This window comes from Calidifontimicrobium sp. SYSU G02091 (genome assembly GCF_022631395.1).
Taxonomy (GTDB): Bacteria; Pseudomonadota; Gammaproteobacteria; order Burkholderiales; family Burkholderiaceae_C; genus Calidifontimicrobium; species Calidifontimicrobium sediminis.
In genome coordinates this window covers 40,271-55,537 of record NZ_JALBGB010000006.1, presented here as the reverse complement: position 1 = coordinate 55,537, position 15,267 = coordinate 40,271, and the positions used below count along the sequence as shown (strand labels likewise).

The following is a 15,267-nucleotide window of genomic DNA, read 5'->3' as shown; positions in this document are numbered from 1 at the left end:
CCATCGCCCGTCGATGGCATGCGACGCACTGTAGGCAGTGCGTGGCCTAAAGAGAACTCAGATTGAATAAGGCGAGGAATAAGCGGATACTGAGTGCATGAGTCGACGCTCATGAAGACCCCCGACAACCGCATCCGCAACGTCACGCTGCGCCAGCTGCAGATCTTCTCGGTCGCCGCACGGCACCTGAACTTCGCGCGCGCGTCGGAGGAGCTGCACCTGACGCAGCCGGCGGTGTGGATGCAGGTCAAGCAGCTCGAGGACCTCGTCGGATTGCCGCTGTTCGAGAAGATCGGCCGCAAGCTGTACCTGACCGCTGCCGGCGACGAGATGCGGCACACGGCTGCGACGGTGCTGGCCGAGATCCGCCGCACCGAGGAGCGCATCGCGCTGCTCGCCGGCGGGCGCGGCGGCACGATCGCGCTGGCGGTCGTGAGCACCGGCAAGTACTTCGTGCCGCGGCTGCTGGCGCTGTTTCGCGAGCAGCAACCCGAGGTGCAGGTCAACCTGACGGTGGCCAACCGCGACCAGCTCGTGCAGATGCTCGCGCGCAACGAGGTCGACCTGTGCGTGATGGGGCGCCCGCCGGCCGAGCTCGAGACGGTCGCGCAGCCAATCGCGCCGCACCCGCACGTCGTCATCGCGTCGCCCGCGCACCCGCTGGCGCGCGAGCGTGGCGTGACCGCGCAGCAGCTCGCGCGCGAGACGCTGCTGCTGCGCGAGCCGGGCTCGGGCTCGCGCGCCGTGATGGAGGGCTACTTCGCCGCCCACCGCATCGAGCCGCGGCACACCGTGATGCTCGGCAGCAGCGAGACGATCAAGCAGGCCGTGATGGCCAACATGGGCATCGCGTTCATCAGCCTGCACACGCTCGACCTCGAGCTGCGCACCGGCGAGCTCGTGCTGCTCGACGTGCCCGGCACGCCGCTGATGCGCGAGTGGCATGTCGTGCGACTGGCGAGCAAGCAGCTCGCACCGTCGGCGCAGGCGCTGTGGGACTTCGTCGCGACGCGCGCGGCGTCGTGGCTCGACGCCACGTTCCGCCGTCACACCGCGGCGCTGGCGCCGCCATGAACAACGGGGCCCGCAGGCCCCGTTGCGTTCGCCGTCGTCGGGCGCTTCAGGTCAGCACGTCGGCCCAGATGTTCTTGGCCCAGGCCTGCGCGTAGACGCCCTCGAGCTCGTTGCGCGCGTCGGAGACACCGCCCGAGCCGCCGATCGTGCGGAACGTCTTCTCGGTGGTCACGTACTCGTGCACGCTGGCGACGTGGATCACGTGCGTCTCATCGACGAAGCTCATGCACACGTTGGTGATCATCGGGTGCGGGTTGACCTCCCAGCCGTTGATCTGCGCGACGATCGCCGCGGCGCACACCTTGGCGTGCGAGTTGGCCATGTGCCCCGACTTCGGCATGCCCGGCGCGACCTGGATCGCGTCGCCGATGACGTGGATGTCCTTCGCCGCGGTCGACTCGAAGGTCAGGAAGTGCGTGTGGCACCAGCGGTTGTTGGCGTTGGCCAGCCCGGTGTCGACGGCGATCTTGCCGGCGCGCATCACCGGCAGCACGTTGAGCACGTCGGCCTTGACGTCTTCCTGCACCTCGAACTTGACGGTGCGCGTGCGGCCGTCGACGGCCACCGCCTTGTGCAGCGGGCGGTACTCGACCATGCTGCCGTAGATGTCCTTCCACGCCGCCTTGAACAGCGGGCCCTTCGACGTGACGTCGTTGTTCGCGTCGAGGATCAGCACCTTGGACTTCGGCTTGGCGCGCTTGAAGTACGCGGCGACGACGCTGGCGCGCTCGTAAGGGCCCGGCGGGCAGCGGTACGGTGCCTCGGGGATCACGATCGCGTAGACGCCGCCGTCGCGCATCGACTCGAGCTGCTGGCGCAGCGCGACCGTCTCCGGGCCCGCCTTCCACGAGTGCAGCACCTGACCCGCGGCGTTGGCCGCCTGCAGACCCTCGATGCGCTCCCACATGAAGTCGATGCCCGGCGCGATGACGAGCTTGTCGTACTTCAGCGTCTGCCCGCCCGCGAGCCGCACCTCCTTCTTCGCCGGATCGACCGCGGTGGCGGTGTCGCGCACGATCTTGACGCCGTGGTTCTTCACCAGCCCGTCGTACGGGTTCGTGATGTCGGCCATCGTGCGCGTGCCGCCGATCACGAGGTTGCTGATCGGGCACGAGACGAACATCGGGTTCGGCTCGACGAGCGTGACGTCGATCGTGTAGTCGGAGAACTTGCGGATGTACTTCGACGCCGTCGCGCCGCCGTAGCCGCCGCCGACGACGACGACGCGGCCCTTGGACGCGCTGCCCGTCGTCGCGCAGCCGCCGAGCGTGGCCACCGCGCCGAGCGCGGCCAGCGAGCCGAGGCCCTGGACGATCTGTCTGCGTTTCATCGTGGCCTCCGTCACTTGACCTTGGAGAAGTACTCGGCGATCGCCTCGAGCTGCTCGGGGGAGTAGCCCTTGGTGATCTGGTGCATGATCGTCGCCGGCCGCTGGCCGCTGCGGAACGCCATCAGCTGCGTCAGCAGGTAGTTCTGGTCGCGTCCGGCCAGGCGGATCATCGCCTCGCCTTCGACCGCGCGGCCGTCGGGGCCGTGGCATTGGGCGCAGGTGGCGGCGAGCGCGCGGGTGCGCAGCCGCTGCTCCTCGGGCGTCGCGGCCGTGGCCGCCTGTGCCAGCAGCCCCAGCGCGATGGCGACGGCCGCGCCAGCGGCGGGCAGCGTCGAGGGGGGTCGGGTCATTGCTTCTCCTCAGTGGCCGCCCGTGCCGTGCCGGGCGTACCGTTGACTTGCCATCGGGTCACCCGGTGCGCATGCGCCGGGCCATCTACAACACTACTTGAGCAAGCGCGCATATACAACCAGACTTACCCGTACGTCGCGCCGGGTTATCCGATCACGCCGCGCGGATGTCAGTCGCGAGTCAGCACGCGCGCGGCTTGTCGTGGGCCGACGACGCCCGTGGCCAGCGCGGTGCCGAGCAGGATCACGGCCCCGCCGACGGCCATCGCCGGCGTGACGGTCTCGTCGAGCACGAGCCAGCCCCAGAACACGGCGAACAGCGGGATCAGGTACGTCACCGTCATCGCCTGCGCGGCGCCGACCTGCGCGATCAGGCGGAAGTACAGGATGTAGGCCAGCCCGGTGCACAGCACGCCCAGTGCGACGGCGGCACCCCAGGCCACGAGCGACGGCGGCGCGGCGGGCCACGCCCACGGCAGCGGCAGTGCGAGCAGCGCCGCCGCAGTGATCTGGCTGCCGGCGGCCACCGTCAGCGGTGCGACGCCGGCCAGCCGCCGGCGCGTGTAGTTGGCGCCGAAGCCATACATCGCGGTGGCCGCGAGGCAGGCCAGGATCGCCGCGCCGCTGCTGACGCCGCCGCCCGCGGCGGTGAAGCTCGCCTTGCCCGCACCGAGCCCGAGCACGCCGGCGAAGCCGATCGCCAGCCCGAGGGCGCGAAGCGCGCTCGGCCGCTCGCCGAGCCAGGCCCAGGCCACCAGCGCACCCCACAGCGGCGTCGTCGCGTTGAAGATCGACGACAGGCCGGCCGTGATCGCCAGCGCCGCGTAGCCGAAGGCGATGAACGGCAGCGCCGAGCTGACCAGCCCGACCACCGTGAGCGCGATCCAGTGGCGGCGCAGCTCGCCGAGCAGGCCGTGCCACGCCAGCAGCGACGCAAGCACCAGCGCGCCGATGGCCACGCGCACGGCCGTCAGCGCGACGGGGCCGAATTCGCCGGCGGCCAGCCGCATGAACAGGAACGACGCGCCCCACAGCGCGCTGAGCAGCAGCAGTTCGGCACTGTGGCGCGGCGTCATGCGGCCTCGGCCGCCGCTTCGAGCGCGAGCAGCGCGCGCTTGCGCGCGAGTCCGCCGGCGTAGCCGGTCAGCGCGCCGTCGCGGCCGACGACGCGGTGGCAGGGCACGACGATGGCCAGCGGGTTGCGCCCGACCGCCGCCGCGACGGCGCGCACCGCGCTCGGGCGGCCGAGCGCCGCGGCCAGCGTGCCGTAGGTCGTCGTGCGACCCGGCGCGATGCCGCGCAGCGCGTGCCACACGCGCTGCTGGAACGGCGTGCCGTGCGCGTCGATCGGCGTGCGAAAGCGCGTGCTGCCGTCGCGCCAGTACGCGTCGAGTTCGGCCAGCGCCTGCGCGATGAACGGCTGCGTCGCGTCTTCGGGCGCGGGCAGCGGCCCGGGGTGGTGCGCCTGGCCGTCGAACCACAGCCCGGCCAGCCCCCGGGCCGTCGCGGCGAGCACGATCGGGCCCAGCGGCGTGTCGGCGTGGGCCTGGGCCACGAGGGTGGGCAGCCGAGGTGCGGTCATCGTGCGTTCTCCAGTGGCTGCCACAGGCGCACCGCGGCGTAGGCCCGCCACGGCTGCCACGGCCGGGCGAGCGCGTCGGCGTGCGCGGCGTCGCGCGTGCCCAGCGCCTTCATCAGCGCGGCGTCGCCGGCCGGCCAGGCATCGGGCCAGCCGAGCACGCGCATCGCGATCGTCTGCACGGTCCATTCGTCGATGCCGGGCAGGGCGCGCAGCGCGGCCAGCGTGGGCGCCAGCGGCGCCGCGCGATCGAGGCCGAGGCCGCCGTCGGCCACGGCCGCGGCCAACGCCTGCAGCGCGCGCACGCGCGTGTCGACGAGGCCGAGCCGCGCGAGCGCGCCGGCATCCGCGGCGGCCAACGTGTCGGCGGTCGGGAACAGGTGCGTCAGCCCGCTGAACGGCGTCTCCACCGGCACACCGAAGCGGGCGACGAGGCGCTGCACGAGTGTGCGCGCGGCCGCGACACTCACCTGCTGGCCGATCACGCAGCGCACCGCGCCCTCGAAGGCGTCGAACGCGCCGGGCACGCGCACGCCGTGGCCGCGCGGCAGTCCCGATGCGGACAGCGCCGCATCGATCGCGGCCGGGTCGGCGTCGAGGTCGAAGCCCTGCCGCACGCGTGCAATCACGTCGCCGAGCACGGGCGCGAGCGTCGGTGCGACGCGCAGCTGCAGCTCGCAGCGCTCGGGCACGAAGCGCGCCGCGAGCCAGCCGGCATGCCGCCGGTTGCCGCGGCTGACGGCGAGCGTGCGCCGCCACTCGAGCCCGTCGGCCTGCTCGAGCCCCGGCACCGCGCGGTGCGCGAGGAACGCGAGCATCCCATCGACGTCGTACGGCGGACGCCACGCCAGGCGCACGACGGGCCCGTGCGAGGCCGTCGCGGCCGTGCCGTCGCGCCGCAGCCGCGACGGCGGCATGCGGTAGCGCTGCGCGAACGCGGCGTTGAAGCGGCGCAGGCTCGCAAAGCCGCTGGCCAGCGCGACCTGCGCGACGGGCTCGGCGGTGTCGGTCAGCAGCCGCTTGGCCAGCAGCAGGCGCTGCGTCGTCAGGTAGTCGTGCGGCGCGACGCCGTGCGCGGCGTGAAAGATGCGGCGCAGGTGTCGGTCGCTCACGCCCAGCCGTGCGGCGAGCTGCGCGAGCGAGACCTCGGCGCCGGCGGCCACCGCGTGCTCGAGCGCACGGGCGGCTGCCATCGCGAGCGCGTGCGACGAGTCCATCGCCGACAGGCCGGGCGCGATCTCGGGCCGGCACTTCAGGCACGGGCGGAACGCCGCGGCCTCGGCCTGCGCGGCGCTGGCGAAGAAGCGGCAGTGGGGCCGCCGGGGCGTGCGCACGCGGCACACCGGCCGGCAGTAGATGCCGGTCGTCGTGACGCCGACGAACAGCCGCCCGTCGAAGCGCGCGTCGCGCGTCTTCAGCGCGAGGTAGGCGGCGTCGGCGTCGAGGACCATGCGGGCATCATAGGCGTGCGCCCGGTTGCGGCTCGCCGTTTTCGGACCTGTCGTCGCGACGGCCTTGCGGGCGGCGACGGTTCCTACAATGCCGCGCATCGGTCCCCGGTATCGCGGGGCAGGAGGGGGTTCGCGTGCAGGTCAGTGCATCGGCTTTCAAGGCCTACGACATCCGCGGCATCGTCGGCCAGACGATCGACGAGACGTTCGCCGAGCACCTCGGTCGCGCGTTCGGTACCGAGGCCGTCGCGGCGGGCGAGAAGGCCGTCGCGGTCGGGCGCGATGGGCGCCTGTCGGGGCCGGGGCTGGTGGGCGCGCTCGCGCGCGGGCTCGCGTCGACCGGCCTCGACGTCGTCGACCTCGGCGCCGTGACGACGCCGATGCTGTACTACGTCGCGGCCACGCGCGGCCGCTACGGCTGCCATTCGGGCATCCAGGTCACCGGCAGCCACAACCCGAAGGACTACAACGGCTTCAAGATGGTGCTCGCCGGCCGCGCGATCTACGGCGACGAGATCCAGGGGCTGCGCCGGCGCATCGAGGCCGAGGATTACGTGAGCGGGCGAGGGCGCATCGGCACGATGGACGTCGGCGCCGAGTACCGCCACCGCATCGCGAGCGACTGCCGGCTCGCGCGGCCGATGAAGATCGTCGTCGACTCGGGCAACGGCATCTGCGGCGCCTCGGCGCCGGCGATCCTGCGCGCGCTCGGCTGCGAGGTGATCGACCTGTACAGCAAGGTCGACGGCGACTTCCCGAACCACCACCCCGACCCGAGCAAGCCCGAGAACCTCGCCGACCTGATCAAGGTCGTGCACGCGACCGACGCCGAGCTCGGCCTGGCCTTCGACGGCGACGGCGACCGCCTCGGCGTCGTGACGCGCGACGGGCACAACATCTTCCCCGACCGCCAGCTGATGCTGTTCGCGCGCGACATCCTGCAGCGCCATCCCGGCGCGCCGATCATCTTCGACGTCAAGTGCAGCCAGCGGCTGCCGGTGGCGATCCGCGAGGCCGGCGGCGTGCCGCTGATGTGGAAGACGGGCCACTCGCTGATCAAGGCCAAGCTGAAGGAGACCGGCGCGCCGATCGCCGGCGAGATGAGCGGGCACATCTTCTTCCAGGAGCGCTGGTACGGCTTCGACGACGCGACCTACACCGCGGCGCGTCTGCTCGAGATCCTCAGCCGCCACGACGACCCGAGCGCCGTGCTCGACGCGCTGCCGACGAGCCACAGCACGCCGGAACTGAACGTCGCCTGCGCCGAGGGCGAGCCGCACGCGCTGGTGGCGCGGCTGCAGGCCGAGGCGAAGTTCCCCGGTGCCGAGATCACGACGATCGACGGCCTGCGCGCCGATTACCCCGACGGCTTCGGCCTGATCCGCGCGTCGAACACGACGCCGGTGCTCGTGATGCGCTTCGAGGGGCACACGCCCGAGGCGCTGCACCGCATCGAGGCCGACTTCATGGCCGCGCTGCGCGCCATCAAGCCCGACGCGAAGATCTCGGCGGCGGCGCACTGAGGGGCCACGGCAGTCGAGACGCGATGCCGATGGTCCGCCGCGACGATGCCTGAAGCGCTGGCGCGCGCGCTGTATTCGCTCGCGCTGAGGCTGCTGACACCCGTCTACCTGCTGCGGCTGGTTTGGCGCGGCCGGCGCGAGCCCCGCTACCGCGAGCGCATCGGCGAGCGACTCGGCGTCTACCGCGACGCGGTAACGCCGGCACCGACGCTGTGGCTGCACGCCGTGTCGCTGGGCGAGACGCGCGCGGCGGCGCCGCTGCTGGCGGCGTGGCGGCGGCAGTGGCCCGGCGTGCGGGTGCTGCTGACCTGCAGCACCGCGACGGGCTGGGACGCGGGTGTCGAACTGCTCGCGCCGGGCGACCTGCACGCCTGGCTACCGTACGACACGCCGGGGGCGGTACGGCGCTTTCTGCGGCATCACCGGCCGCGGCTTGGCGTGCTGATGGAAACCGAGGTCTGGCCCAACCTGCTGCACGCGGCCGAGGCGGCCGGCGTGCCGGTCGTGCTCGCCAATGCCCGGCTGTCGGCGCGCAGCCTCGCGCGCGGGCAGCGCTTCGCGTCGCTGCTGCGGCCTGCCGTCGCGCGGCTGGCTGCTGCCTTGGCGCAGACCGACGACGACGCGCAGCGCCTGCGCGCAGCCGGCGCGCGCACGGTGCGCGTGTGCGGCAACCTCAAGTTCGACGTCACGCCCGCGCAAGACCTGGTGGAGCGCGGCCGCGCGTGGCGCGCCGGCCTCGCGCGGCCGGTGGTGCTCGCGGCGAGCACGCGCGAGGGCGAGGAGGCCGCGCTGCTGGCCGCGTGGCAGCGCGTGCCGGCACCACGTCCGCTGCTGCTGATCGTGCCGCGGCATCCGCAGCGCTTCGACGAGGTCGCGCAACTCGTGCAGCGCCGCGGGCTGACGCTGCGGCGACGCTCGCCATGGGGCCGGCAGCCGCCGCCCGAGGCGGCCGCGGCCGACGTGTGGCTCGGCGACACGGTCGGCGAGATGGCGCTGTACTACGGCTGCGCCGACGTCGCGCTGCTCGGCGGCAGCTTCGCCCCCCTGGGCGGGCAGAACCTGATCGAGGCGGCCGCGTGCGGCTGTCCGGTCGTGATGGGGCCGCACACGTTCAACTTCGCCGAGGCGGCGCAACGCAGCGTCGACGCTGGCGCCGCGATGCGCGCCGACGACATCGACGACGGCGTCCGCCGCGCCGCCGCACTGGCCGTCGATGCCGCTCGCCCCGCGTGGGCCGGGCGGGCGCTGGCCTTCGCCGCGCAACGCCGGGGGGCGGCAGCGTGCACCGTGCGGCACCTGGGCGCGTGGTGGCGGTGAGCTACAGTGCCGCGCCGATGAGTGTGCCCATGAACGTGCCCGTGAACGCGCCGAGGGGGGAGGGTCGCGCGCGGACTGGCGCGCAGGCCGTCCGCGCCGCCGGAGTCCCCCGATGACTGCCGTACGGGCGCCCTGGCGCCGTGCGTGGGACGCGGTGCAACTCGCGTTCTGGCGCGCCGCCGCAAGCGGCTGGGTGCCGGCGCGCTGGTTCAACGCCGGCCTGCCGCCGCCCGAAGCCCGCCAGGCGCGCACCGGGGTGCTCGACATCGAGATCGTCAGCCACTGCTGGCGCTACGCGCACCTGCTCGCGTTCCAGCTCAACTCGCTGGTTCGTCACCCACCACGGCGAGCGCGCGTGACGATGACGGTGTTCTACGCGCCCGACGATGACGCCACGGTGAAGCTGCTGGCGCACTTCGGTGCGATCACGGTGCCCCACGTGCGCTGGAACTGGCAGCCGCGTCCGAAGGAGCGCCTGTTCCGGCGCGCCATCGGGCGCCACGAAGCCGCGGTGGCCACGCGTGCCGACTGGGTGTGGTTCACCGACTGCGACGTCGTCTTCGGCCCCGGCTGCCTCGACGCGCTGGCCGATGCGCTGCAGGGCCGCCGCGACGCGCTCGTCTACCCGCGCGTCGAGGCCTGCAGCGAACTGCTCGCCGACGACGACCCACGGCTGCACCCGGCCGACCCCGCGGCGGCCGACATCGGCGCAATGCAGTTCGTGCCGCTCGCCGTCACGCGGGCCACAGGTCCGCTGCAGATCACGCACGGCGACGTCGCGCGCGCGCTGGGCTACTGCGGTCCGATCGGCTTCTACCACCGCCCCGCCGAGCGTTGGCAGAAGGCGCACGAAGACCGCGCGCACCGCTGGCTGCTGCAGACCCAGGGGGTGCCGATCGACGTGCCGCAGGTCCACCGCATCCGTCACGCGAGCAAGGGCCGCTACGCCGACGGTGGCGTCATGGCCCGCCTGCGCCGCTGGTGGCGGCAGCGGCTGACCGCAGCCCGCGACGCGCGCGAACGCGCTCGCTGAGCGCGCGCCGTCTCAGGTGGTGCGCCGAGGGCGCAGGTGCGCCCAGGTGCGCTTGAGCCAGGCCACCAGCGGGTGTCGTTTGACACCGCGGGTGCGCCCGATGTCGCCCCAGTCCTCGGCCTTCAGGCCATAGGCGGCGAAGCGCGCGACGAGCTCCTGCGCCGAGCCGCGGTCGATGTCGAACTCGACCAGCTGGGCGGGCCGTTCCGCCATGAACGCGCGCACGTCGGCCAGGTGCCGGTCCCAGTCCTGGCGCCACTGCTCCGCCAGGGCGTCGAGGCTGGTCAGACCCTTCTGCCGCATCACGCGCTGCGCGAACTCGCCGTGGCCGTGCCGTAGCCGCGAGCGGATCCAGTCTTCGCGGTCGCGCACGTTGAGCAGCAGGATCGTGTCCGGGTAGTCGCGCAGCATCTCGCGGAAGTGAAAGATCGGCTCGAAGCTGTCGGTCTCGGTGTGGTAATTGATGTCGGCGTAGAAGGTGTAGTCCTCGATGCCGGCGAAGATCTTGCGCCCGGCGCGCAGGTTGTCGCGCATCAGCCGCGCGGCGTTGCGGCGCTGCCCGAACGGGCCGCGCACCTTGTGCTTGAGCACCCGGTGGCCGGCACGCTCGAACAGCTGCTCGAAGCTGCGCGAGCCGCACTTGTGGAAGCCGATCTGCACGACGCGCGGCAGCCGGGCGGGAGAGGCGGGAAGCGGGTTCATCGCGATGTCAGGGGGTCGGCGTCTGAAGGATCCGGCCGATCAGTGCGCCGATGCCTGCGACTTCCGTGACCGGGATGCGCAGCTTGTCGTACAGCGCCTTGCGGTTGGCGGCCATGCCGGCGCCGGGCTGCATCGCGATCACCGGCAGGTCGGGGCGGATCCAGCGGCTCGTGAGCACCGTCGACGAGATGTCGCCGATGACGATGCAGCCGTCGGGCAGCATCGTCAGCAGGAACTCCATTCCAATGCCGGCGTCGACCTTCGACGAGCCCGGGAACAGCTGCTCTAGCGCGTCGAGACGGGTCGATTTGGGGTGCGCCTTGATGCCGATCTGTGCCGCGTCGAAGTGCATGCGCAGCTGCTCCCACAGCCGCTGGTAGGTCAGCGGGTCGTCGTCGATGTAATTACGCTCCTTCGGCAGCGTGACGACCACGCGCAGGCTGGCCAGCACGCGGCGCAGCTGCGCGGCGTCGTGCGTCAGCCCCTCGACGACGGCCTGGAAGCGCTCGCTGCGCAGCGGGCTGACGTCGACTTCGATCAGCTCCTTGCCACGAAGCAGCGGGTGGACCTCCGAGGGGAACGCGACGTACGCGGCCGTGGTCCACGCCGAACTGCCCTGTGTGACGGCGTGCTTGTGCCAGAAGCCGTGCTCGAGCTTGCGCAGCAGTGGCTTGAGGTAGCGGTTGTGGAACCGGTGCATCGTGCGCTGCCCCATGTAGGTCGAGGCACCGTCGTCGATGTAGATGCCCTGTACGCGGGCGCCAGCCTTGGTCGCCACGTGCATCGCGTACTGGAAGTCGAACCGGCGGTCGTTGCCGGTGAACACGCGCATTTCGGTGGGTCGAGCGAACAGCGCCTCGAGCTGCCGGTAGACGACACGCTGGCGCGCCCAGCGGCCTCGCGCATTCTCGTCGCCGAGGATCACGATGCGCGAGAACACGTCGGGGCAGCGTTCGAGCGCGCGCGCATACAGCGCCGACGTCTTCGGGTCCTTGTACGTGAAGACGGCGGTGCGCTCGTGGTCGGGATGCTTCAGCGCGATGCTGGCTGCCAGGCACAAGTGCAGCGGCGACGAGATGAGAAAGTAGTCTTGCATTGACGCATGTCGGGTTCGAAGCGCATCTCCACGGTGCCCGCCAGATGACAGCCGCCGGCAGGTCACCCGCTGCGGCGCCGGCAGGGCGGTGGAGAGCTAAACTTCAGTCATCAAGTTCATAGGGTACGCCGAAGTTGGCATTGCCGTTTCGAGCGTGTCCGCGGCGTGATCTGGCCTGTGCCGCACGGCGTCGACGGGAGAGCGTGTTGATTCGGCTGTTCATCGGTTTCGACCAGCGGGAGGCCGTGGCCTTCCACACCTTCTGCCAGAGTGTGCTGGAGCAGACCAGCCAGCCAGTGAGCTTCACGCCGCTGGTGCTCAAGTCGCTGCCCGGCTACACCGAGACGCACACCGACGGCAGCAATGCATTCATCTACTCGCGGTTCCTGACGCCGTACCTGTGCGGCTTCGAGGGCTGGGCCATCTTCGCCGACGGCGACATGATCTGCCGCGCCGACATCGCCGAACTGTGGGCGTTGCGCGACGCGTCGAAGGCCGTGCAGGTCGTCAAGCACGACTACCAGACCAAGGCGACGATGAAGTACCTGGGCAACAAGAACCAAAACTACCCGCGCAAGAACTGGTCGAGCCTGGTGCTTTGGAACTGTGGCCACCCGAAGCACCGCATCCTGACGCCCGAGTTCCTGATGGGGCAGACCGGTGCTTTCCTGCACCGCTTCACGTGGCTCGACGACAGCGAGATCGGCAGCCTGCCCAAGGAATGGAACTGGCTGACGACGGAATACGAGGACAACTACGACGCCAAACTGCTGCACTACACGCTGGGTACGCCGTGCTTCAAGGACTACCACGATGCCGACATGGCCGACGTGTGGCATGCGTGTCACCAGCGGGCCGAGCAGGGCATGGGAGTGTGAGGCGGGCTCGCGGTTCGCCGGTGGGTCTCAGCGGCGCGTGCAACGATGCCACGCTCGCGCCTATGGAGCTTCGATGACGACGATTTCCGCAGCGTACCGCAAGCAGCAGGAGCTGCTGCACCGCAATCCGAAGTACGGCTCGGCGTCGCTCGAGTATGCACCTCTGGTGCGCGACATCCTGCGTGCCACGGGCTATCGCTCGCTGTGCGACTACGGGGCCGGCAAATGCCGTCTCGGCGGTGAACTGCGCGGCTGGATCAAGGACCTGGACTATCACCCCTACGATCCGGCGTTTCCGGATTACGGGCCTGCCGTTCCCGCACAGGTCGTCACGTGCATCGACGTTCTCGAGCACATCGAGCCCGAGCTGCTGGACAACGTCATCGCCGAGCTCGTCGCGTTGACCCAGTCCGTGGGCTTTTTCACCGTTCACTGCGGGCCGGCGAAGAAGGTCCTCGCCGACGGTCGCAATGCCCATCTGATCCAGCAGCCGGTGTCGTGGTGGCTCGACAGGCTGTTGCCCCACTTCGATCTCATCCAGCTGACGCCCGTCAAGAACGGCTTTTGGGTCTTGGTGCAGAAAAAGGGCGGGCCTGACCATTCGCATCACTTCGTGCGCAAGCGCTACCGCGACACGCTCATCGGGCGCGTGCGTCGTATCGTGCGTCGAATGACGGGCAGGTACTGAGCAAATACTGGCAGCGGGTCGGCTTGACCGACAGGCTGCTTGACCGTGCGCCAGCAGCGGTATGAATCAACGGGGCAGCGTTTTGCCCGCAGATCACGGCTGCAGCAACCGACTCACCGCCTCCAAGTCCGCCGCACTCAGCGTCCCGGCCGCCTGCCGCAGCCGCAGCGTGCCGAGCAGCACGTTGTAGCGCGCCGCCGCCAGGTCGCGCTGGGTCGCGAAGAGCTGGCTCTGCGCGTTGAGCACGTCGAGGTTGACGCGCACGCCGACGCGGTAGCCGGTCTGTGTCGCTTCGAGCGCGAGCTTGCTCGACGCCTCGGCGGCTTCGAGTGCGCCCACCGCGGCCTCGCCCGACTTCAGGCCGGTGAAGGCCTGGCGCGTGGCCTGTGCGACGCCGCGGCGTGCGGCCTCGAGGTCGTTGCGCGCCTTGTCCTGCAGCGACAGCGTCTCGCGGATGCGGTTGTCGACGGCACCGCCGGTGTACAGCGGCCAGTTCAGCTGCACGCCGATCTGGCCGTTGTTGAAGCTGCCGCTGTAGGGGCCGAGCGAGGTGCCCAGCCCCGAGGTGCCGCTGTTGTACGAGGTCTGCCATGAAGCCACGACGTCGACGGTGGGCAGCCGTCCGGCGCGGGCCTTGTCGATCTCGAGCGTCGCGACGTCGAGCGCGAGCTGGGCGCGCCTGACCTGTGGGTGAGCGCTCTCGGCCAGGCCCACCCAGTCGTCGATGCCGGCCGGCACGGTGGGCGGCAGCGCAACCGGCAGCGCCAGCGGCCGCGGCTGCACGCCGGTGCGGCCGACGAGCTGGTCGAGCGCGATGCGCTTGACGAGCAGGTCGTTCTCGGCCGAGATCTCCTGCGCGCGCGCGAGGTCGAAACGCGCCTGCGCCTCGCGCGTGTCAGTGATCGTCGCGGTGCCGACCTCGAAGTTGCGCCGCGCCGCGGCCAGCTGCTCGGCGATTGCCGCCTTCGACGCCTTCGCGGTGGCCACTGTCTCGATGGCCACCAGCACATCGAAGTAGGCCTGCGACAGGCGCACGATCAGGTCCTGCTCGGCCAGCGTCAGCTCGGCCTGCGCGACGGCGAGCGCGCGCTCGGCCTGCGCGATGCTCGCGTCGTTGGCACGGTTGAACAGCGGGTAGCGGCCGCTGAGCGCGGCCGAGGTCACGTTGCCGCTGCCGTCGTTGCCCGCCGCCGACGGGATCGACGACGGCTGGTCGCGATAGGTCTGCGCCGTCTGCGCCTGCAGGCCCAGCGTCGGGCGCGCCAGCGCGTCGGCCTGCGCCTTGCGGTACTGCGCGGCGTCGGCCTGCGCGCGCGCGGCGAGGTAGGTCGCGTCGTAGGTGCGCGCGGCCTCGAACAGCTCGGCCAGGGTCTGCGCGTGCAGCGGGGCCGTCAGGCCGAAGCCCAGGCCGGCGGCCAACAGCAGCGCGGTGAGTCGGCGGGGGGTGGGGCGGCGGGGCATGAGCGGTTCCTCGTGGGTCCGGTGCGGGCAGGGGACGGACGCGCGGCGGCGGGTCGGTAGGCGCAACGCCAGTGCGCAGGGGTCAGAAGCGGAAGCGCGGCGGCTCGTCGAAACCGAGCAGCCGCGGCGCGACGGTGTCGAACACCTCGACGTGGCCGAACTCGCGCTCGCCGGTGCGGGTATAGACGCTGGCGCGCATCACGGGCTCGTCGCCGACGATGGCAGCCAGGCGGCCGCCGACCTTGAGCTGGTCGAGCAGCGCCTGCGGCACCGCGGCGACCGAGCCCGACAGCACGATGACGTCGAACGGCGCCTGCCCCGGCAGGCCGCGCGCGCCGTCGCCGTCGTGCACGGTGACGTTGCGCACCGCGGCGCGCCTGAGGTTCTCGCGCGCCATCGCGGCCAGCTCGGGCACGATCTCGATGCTGTGCACCTGCTGCGCCTGGTGCGCCAGCAGCGCCGCCATGTAGCCCGAGCCGGTGCCCACCTCGAGCACCTTCTCGTGCTTGCGCACCTGCAGCTCCTGCAGCAGCCGCGCCTCGACCTTGGGCTCGAGCATGCACTGGCCGTTGCGTCCCTGCTCGCGCAGCGGCACCTGCATGTCGACGAAGGCCAGCGCGCGGTACGCCGGCGGCACGAAGTCCTCGCGGTGCACGACCGCGAGCAGGTCGAGCACGCCCTGATCCAGCACCTCCCATGGGCGGATCTGCTGCTCGATCATGTTGAAGCGGGCCTGTTCGACGTTCATCTGTATACCTAGCTGGGTATAAGTTTAGGGCAACTCC

15 protein-coding genes are annotated in these 15,267 nt (G+C 71.4%); 6 read left to right on the top strand and 9 right to left on the bottom strand.

Going from position 1 to position 15,267, the window contains the following annotated elements:
* Window positions 1-111 precede the first annotated feature (111 nt).
* Complete coding sequence (locus MOJ79_RS05825; protein WP_241923282.1) at window positions 112-1,074, top strand: LysR family transcriptional regulator; 963 nt, start codon at window positions 112-114, stop codon at window positions 1,072-1,074.
* 46 nt (window positions 1,075-1,120) lie between these two features.
* Here the strand turns inward: MOJ79_RS05825 and MOJ79_RS05820 are convergent, their stop codons facing one another.
* The 5 genes from MOJ79_RS05820 to MOJ79_RS05800 all read right to left on the bottom strand — a co-directional run bounded on the left by MOJ79_RS05820 (window position 1,121) and on the right by MOJ79_RS05800 (window position 5,784).
* Window positions 1,121-2,404: an NAD(P)/FAD-dependent oxidoreductase gene (locus tag MOJ79_RS05820; protein WP_241923281.1), complete on the bottom strand. Its 1,284-nt coding sequence runs from the start codon at window positions 2,402-2,404 to the stop codon at window positions 1,121-1,123.
* Between the two features lie 11 nt (window positions 2,405-2,415).
* Window positions 2,416-2,754, bottom strand: coding sequence for a c-type cytochrome (locus tag MOJ79_RS05815; protein WP_241923280.1), 339 nt, complete (start codon window positions 2,752-2,754; stop codon window positions 2,416-2,418).
* Between the two features lie 170 nt (window positions 2,755-2,924).
* Window positions 2,925-3,830 carry a DMT family transporter gene (locus tag MOJ79_RS05810; protein ID WP_241923279.1) on the bottom strand — a complete coding sequence of 302 codons (906 nt, stop codon included), beginning with the start codon at window positions 3,828-3,830 and terminating at the stop codon, window positions 2,925-2,927.
* Window positions 3,827-4,336 (bottom strand): methylated-DNA--[protein]-cysteine S-methyltransferase, encoded by a 510-nt coding sequence (locus MOJ79_RS05805; protein WP_241923278.1) that lies wholly within the window; start codon window positions 4,334-4,336, stop codon window positions 3,827-3,829. The genes MOJ79_RS05810 and MOJ79_RS05805 overlap by 4 nt, the downstream gene beginning before the upstream one ends.
* Complete coding sequence (locus MOJ79_RS05800) at window positions 4,333-5,784, bottom strand: DNA-3-methyladenine glycosylase 2 family protein (protein ID WP_241923277.1); 1,452 nt, start codon at window positions 5,782-5,784, stop codon at window positions 4,333-4,335. Before MOJ79_RS05800 ends, MOJ79_RS05805 begins: the two co-directional genes overlap by 4 nt.
* Before the next feature lie 134 nt (window positions 5,785-5,918).
* Here MOJ79_RS05800 and MOJ79_RS05795 point away from each other — a divergent pair, with 134 nt between their 5' ends.
* The 3 genes from MOJ79_RS05795 to MOJ79_RS05785 all read left to right on the top strand — a co-directional run bounded on the left by MOJ79_RS05795 (window position 5,919) and on the right by MOJ79_RS05785 (window position 9,657).
* Window positions 5,919-7,307 (top strand): phosphomannomutase/phosphoglucomutase, encoded by a 1,389-nt coding sequence (locus MOJ79_RS05795; protein WP_241923276.1) that lies wholly within the window; start codon window positions 5,919-5,921, stop codon window positions 7,305-7,307.
* Between the two features lie 45 nt (window positions 7,308-7,352).
* A complete protein-coding gene (locus tag MOJ79_RS05790) occupies window positions 7,353-8,624 on the top strand; it encodes a 3-deoxy-D-manno-octulosonic acid transferase (RefSeq protein ID WP_241923275.1) in 1,272 nt (423 codons plus the stop codon).
* Window positions 8,625-8,736: 112 nt separating this feature from the next.
* A complete protein-coding gene (locus tag MOJ79_RS05785; protein ID WP_241923274.1) occupies window positions 8,737-9,657 on the top strand; it encodes a glycosyltransferase family 2 protein in 921 nt (306 codons plus the stop codon).
* Window positions 9,658-9,669: 12 nt separating this feature from the next.
* Here MOJ79_RS05785 and MOJ79_RS05780 read toward each other — a convergent pair whose 3' ends face one another.
* Both MOJ79_RS05780 and MOJ79_RS05775 read right to left on the bottom strand, forming a co-directional pair.
* Entirely contained in the window at window positions 9,670-10,359 is a 690-nt protein-coding gene (locus MOJ79_RS05780; RefSeq protein WP_241923273.1) for a sulfotransferase, read from the bottom strand.
* A gap of 7 nt (window positions 10,360-10,366) precedes the next feature.
* A complete protein-coding gene (locus MOJ79_RS05775; RefSeq protein WP_241923272.1) occupies window positions 10,367-11,455 on the bottom strand; it encodes a hypothetical protein in 1,089 nt (362 codons plus the stop codon).
* Between the two features lie 206 nt (window positions 11,456-11,661).
* On the opposite strand from MOJ79_RS05775, the gene MOJ79_RS05770 reads away from it, so the two are divergent.
* A complete protein-coding gene (locus tag MOJ79_RS05770; protein ID WP_241923271.1) occupies window positions 11,662-12,333 on the top strand; it encodes a glycosyltransferase in 672 nt (223 codons plus the stop codon).
* 73 nt (window positions 12,334-12,406) lie between these two features.
* Entirely contained in the window at window positions 12,407-13,021 is a 615-nt protein-coding gene (locus tag MOJ79_RS05765; RefSeq protein WP_241923270.1) for a hypothetical protein, read from the top strand.
* A 93-nt stretch (window positions 13,022-13,114) separates the two neighbouring features.
* On the opposite strand, the gene MOJ79_RS05760 is transcribed toward MOJ79_RS05765, so the two are convergent.
* Both MOJ79_RS05760 and MOJ79_RS05755 read right to left on the bottom strand, forming a co-directional pair.
* Window positions 13,115-14,482, bottom strand: a complete 1,368-nt coding sequence (locus tag MOJ79_RS05760; protein ID WP_241923269.1) for a TolC family outer membrane protein — start codon at window positions 14,480-14,482, stop codon at window positions 13,115-13,117.
* A gap of 82 nt (window positions 14,483-14,564) precedes the next feature.
* On the bottom strand, window positions 14,565-15,230 hold the full coding sequence (locus tag MOJ79_RS05755; RefSeq protein WP_241923268.1) for a protein-L-isoaspartate O-methyltransferase family protein: 666 nt from the start codon (window positions 15,228-15,230) through the stop codon (window positions 14,565-14,567).
* Between the last annotated feature and the right edge of the window lie 37 nt (window positions 15,231-15,267).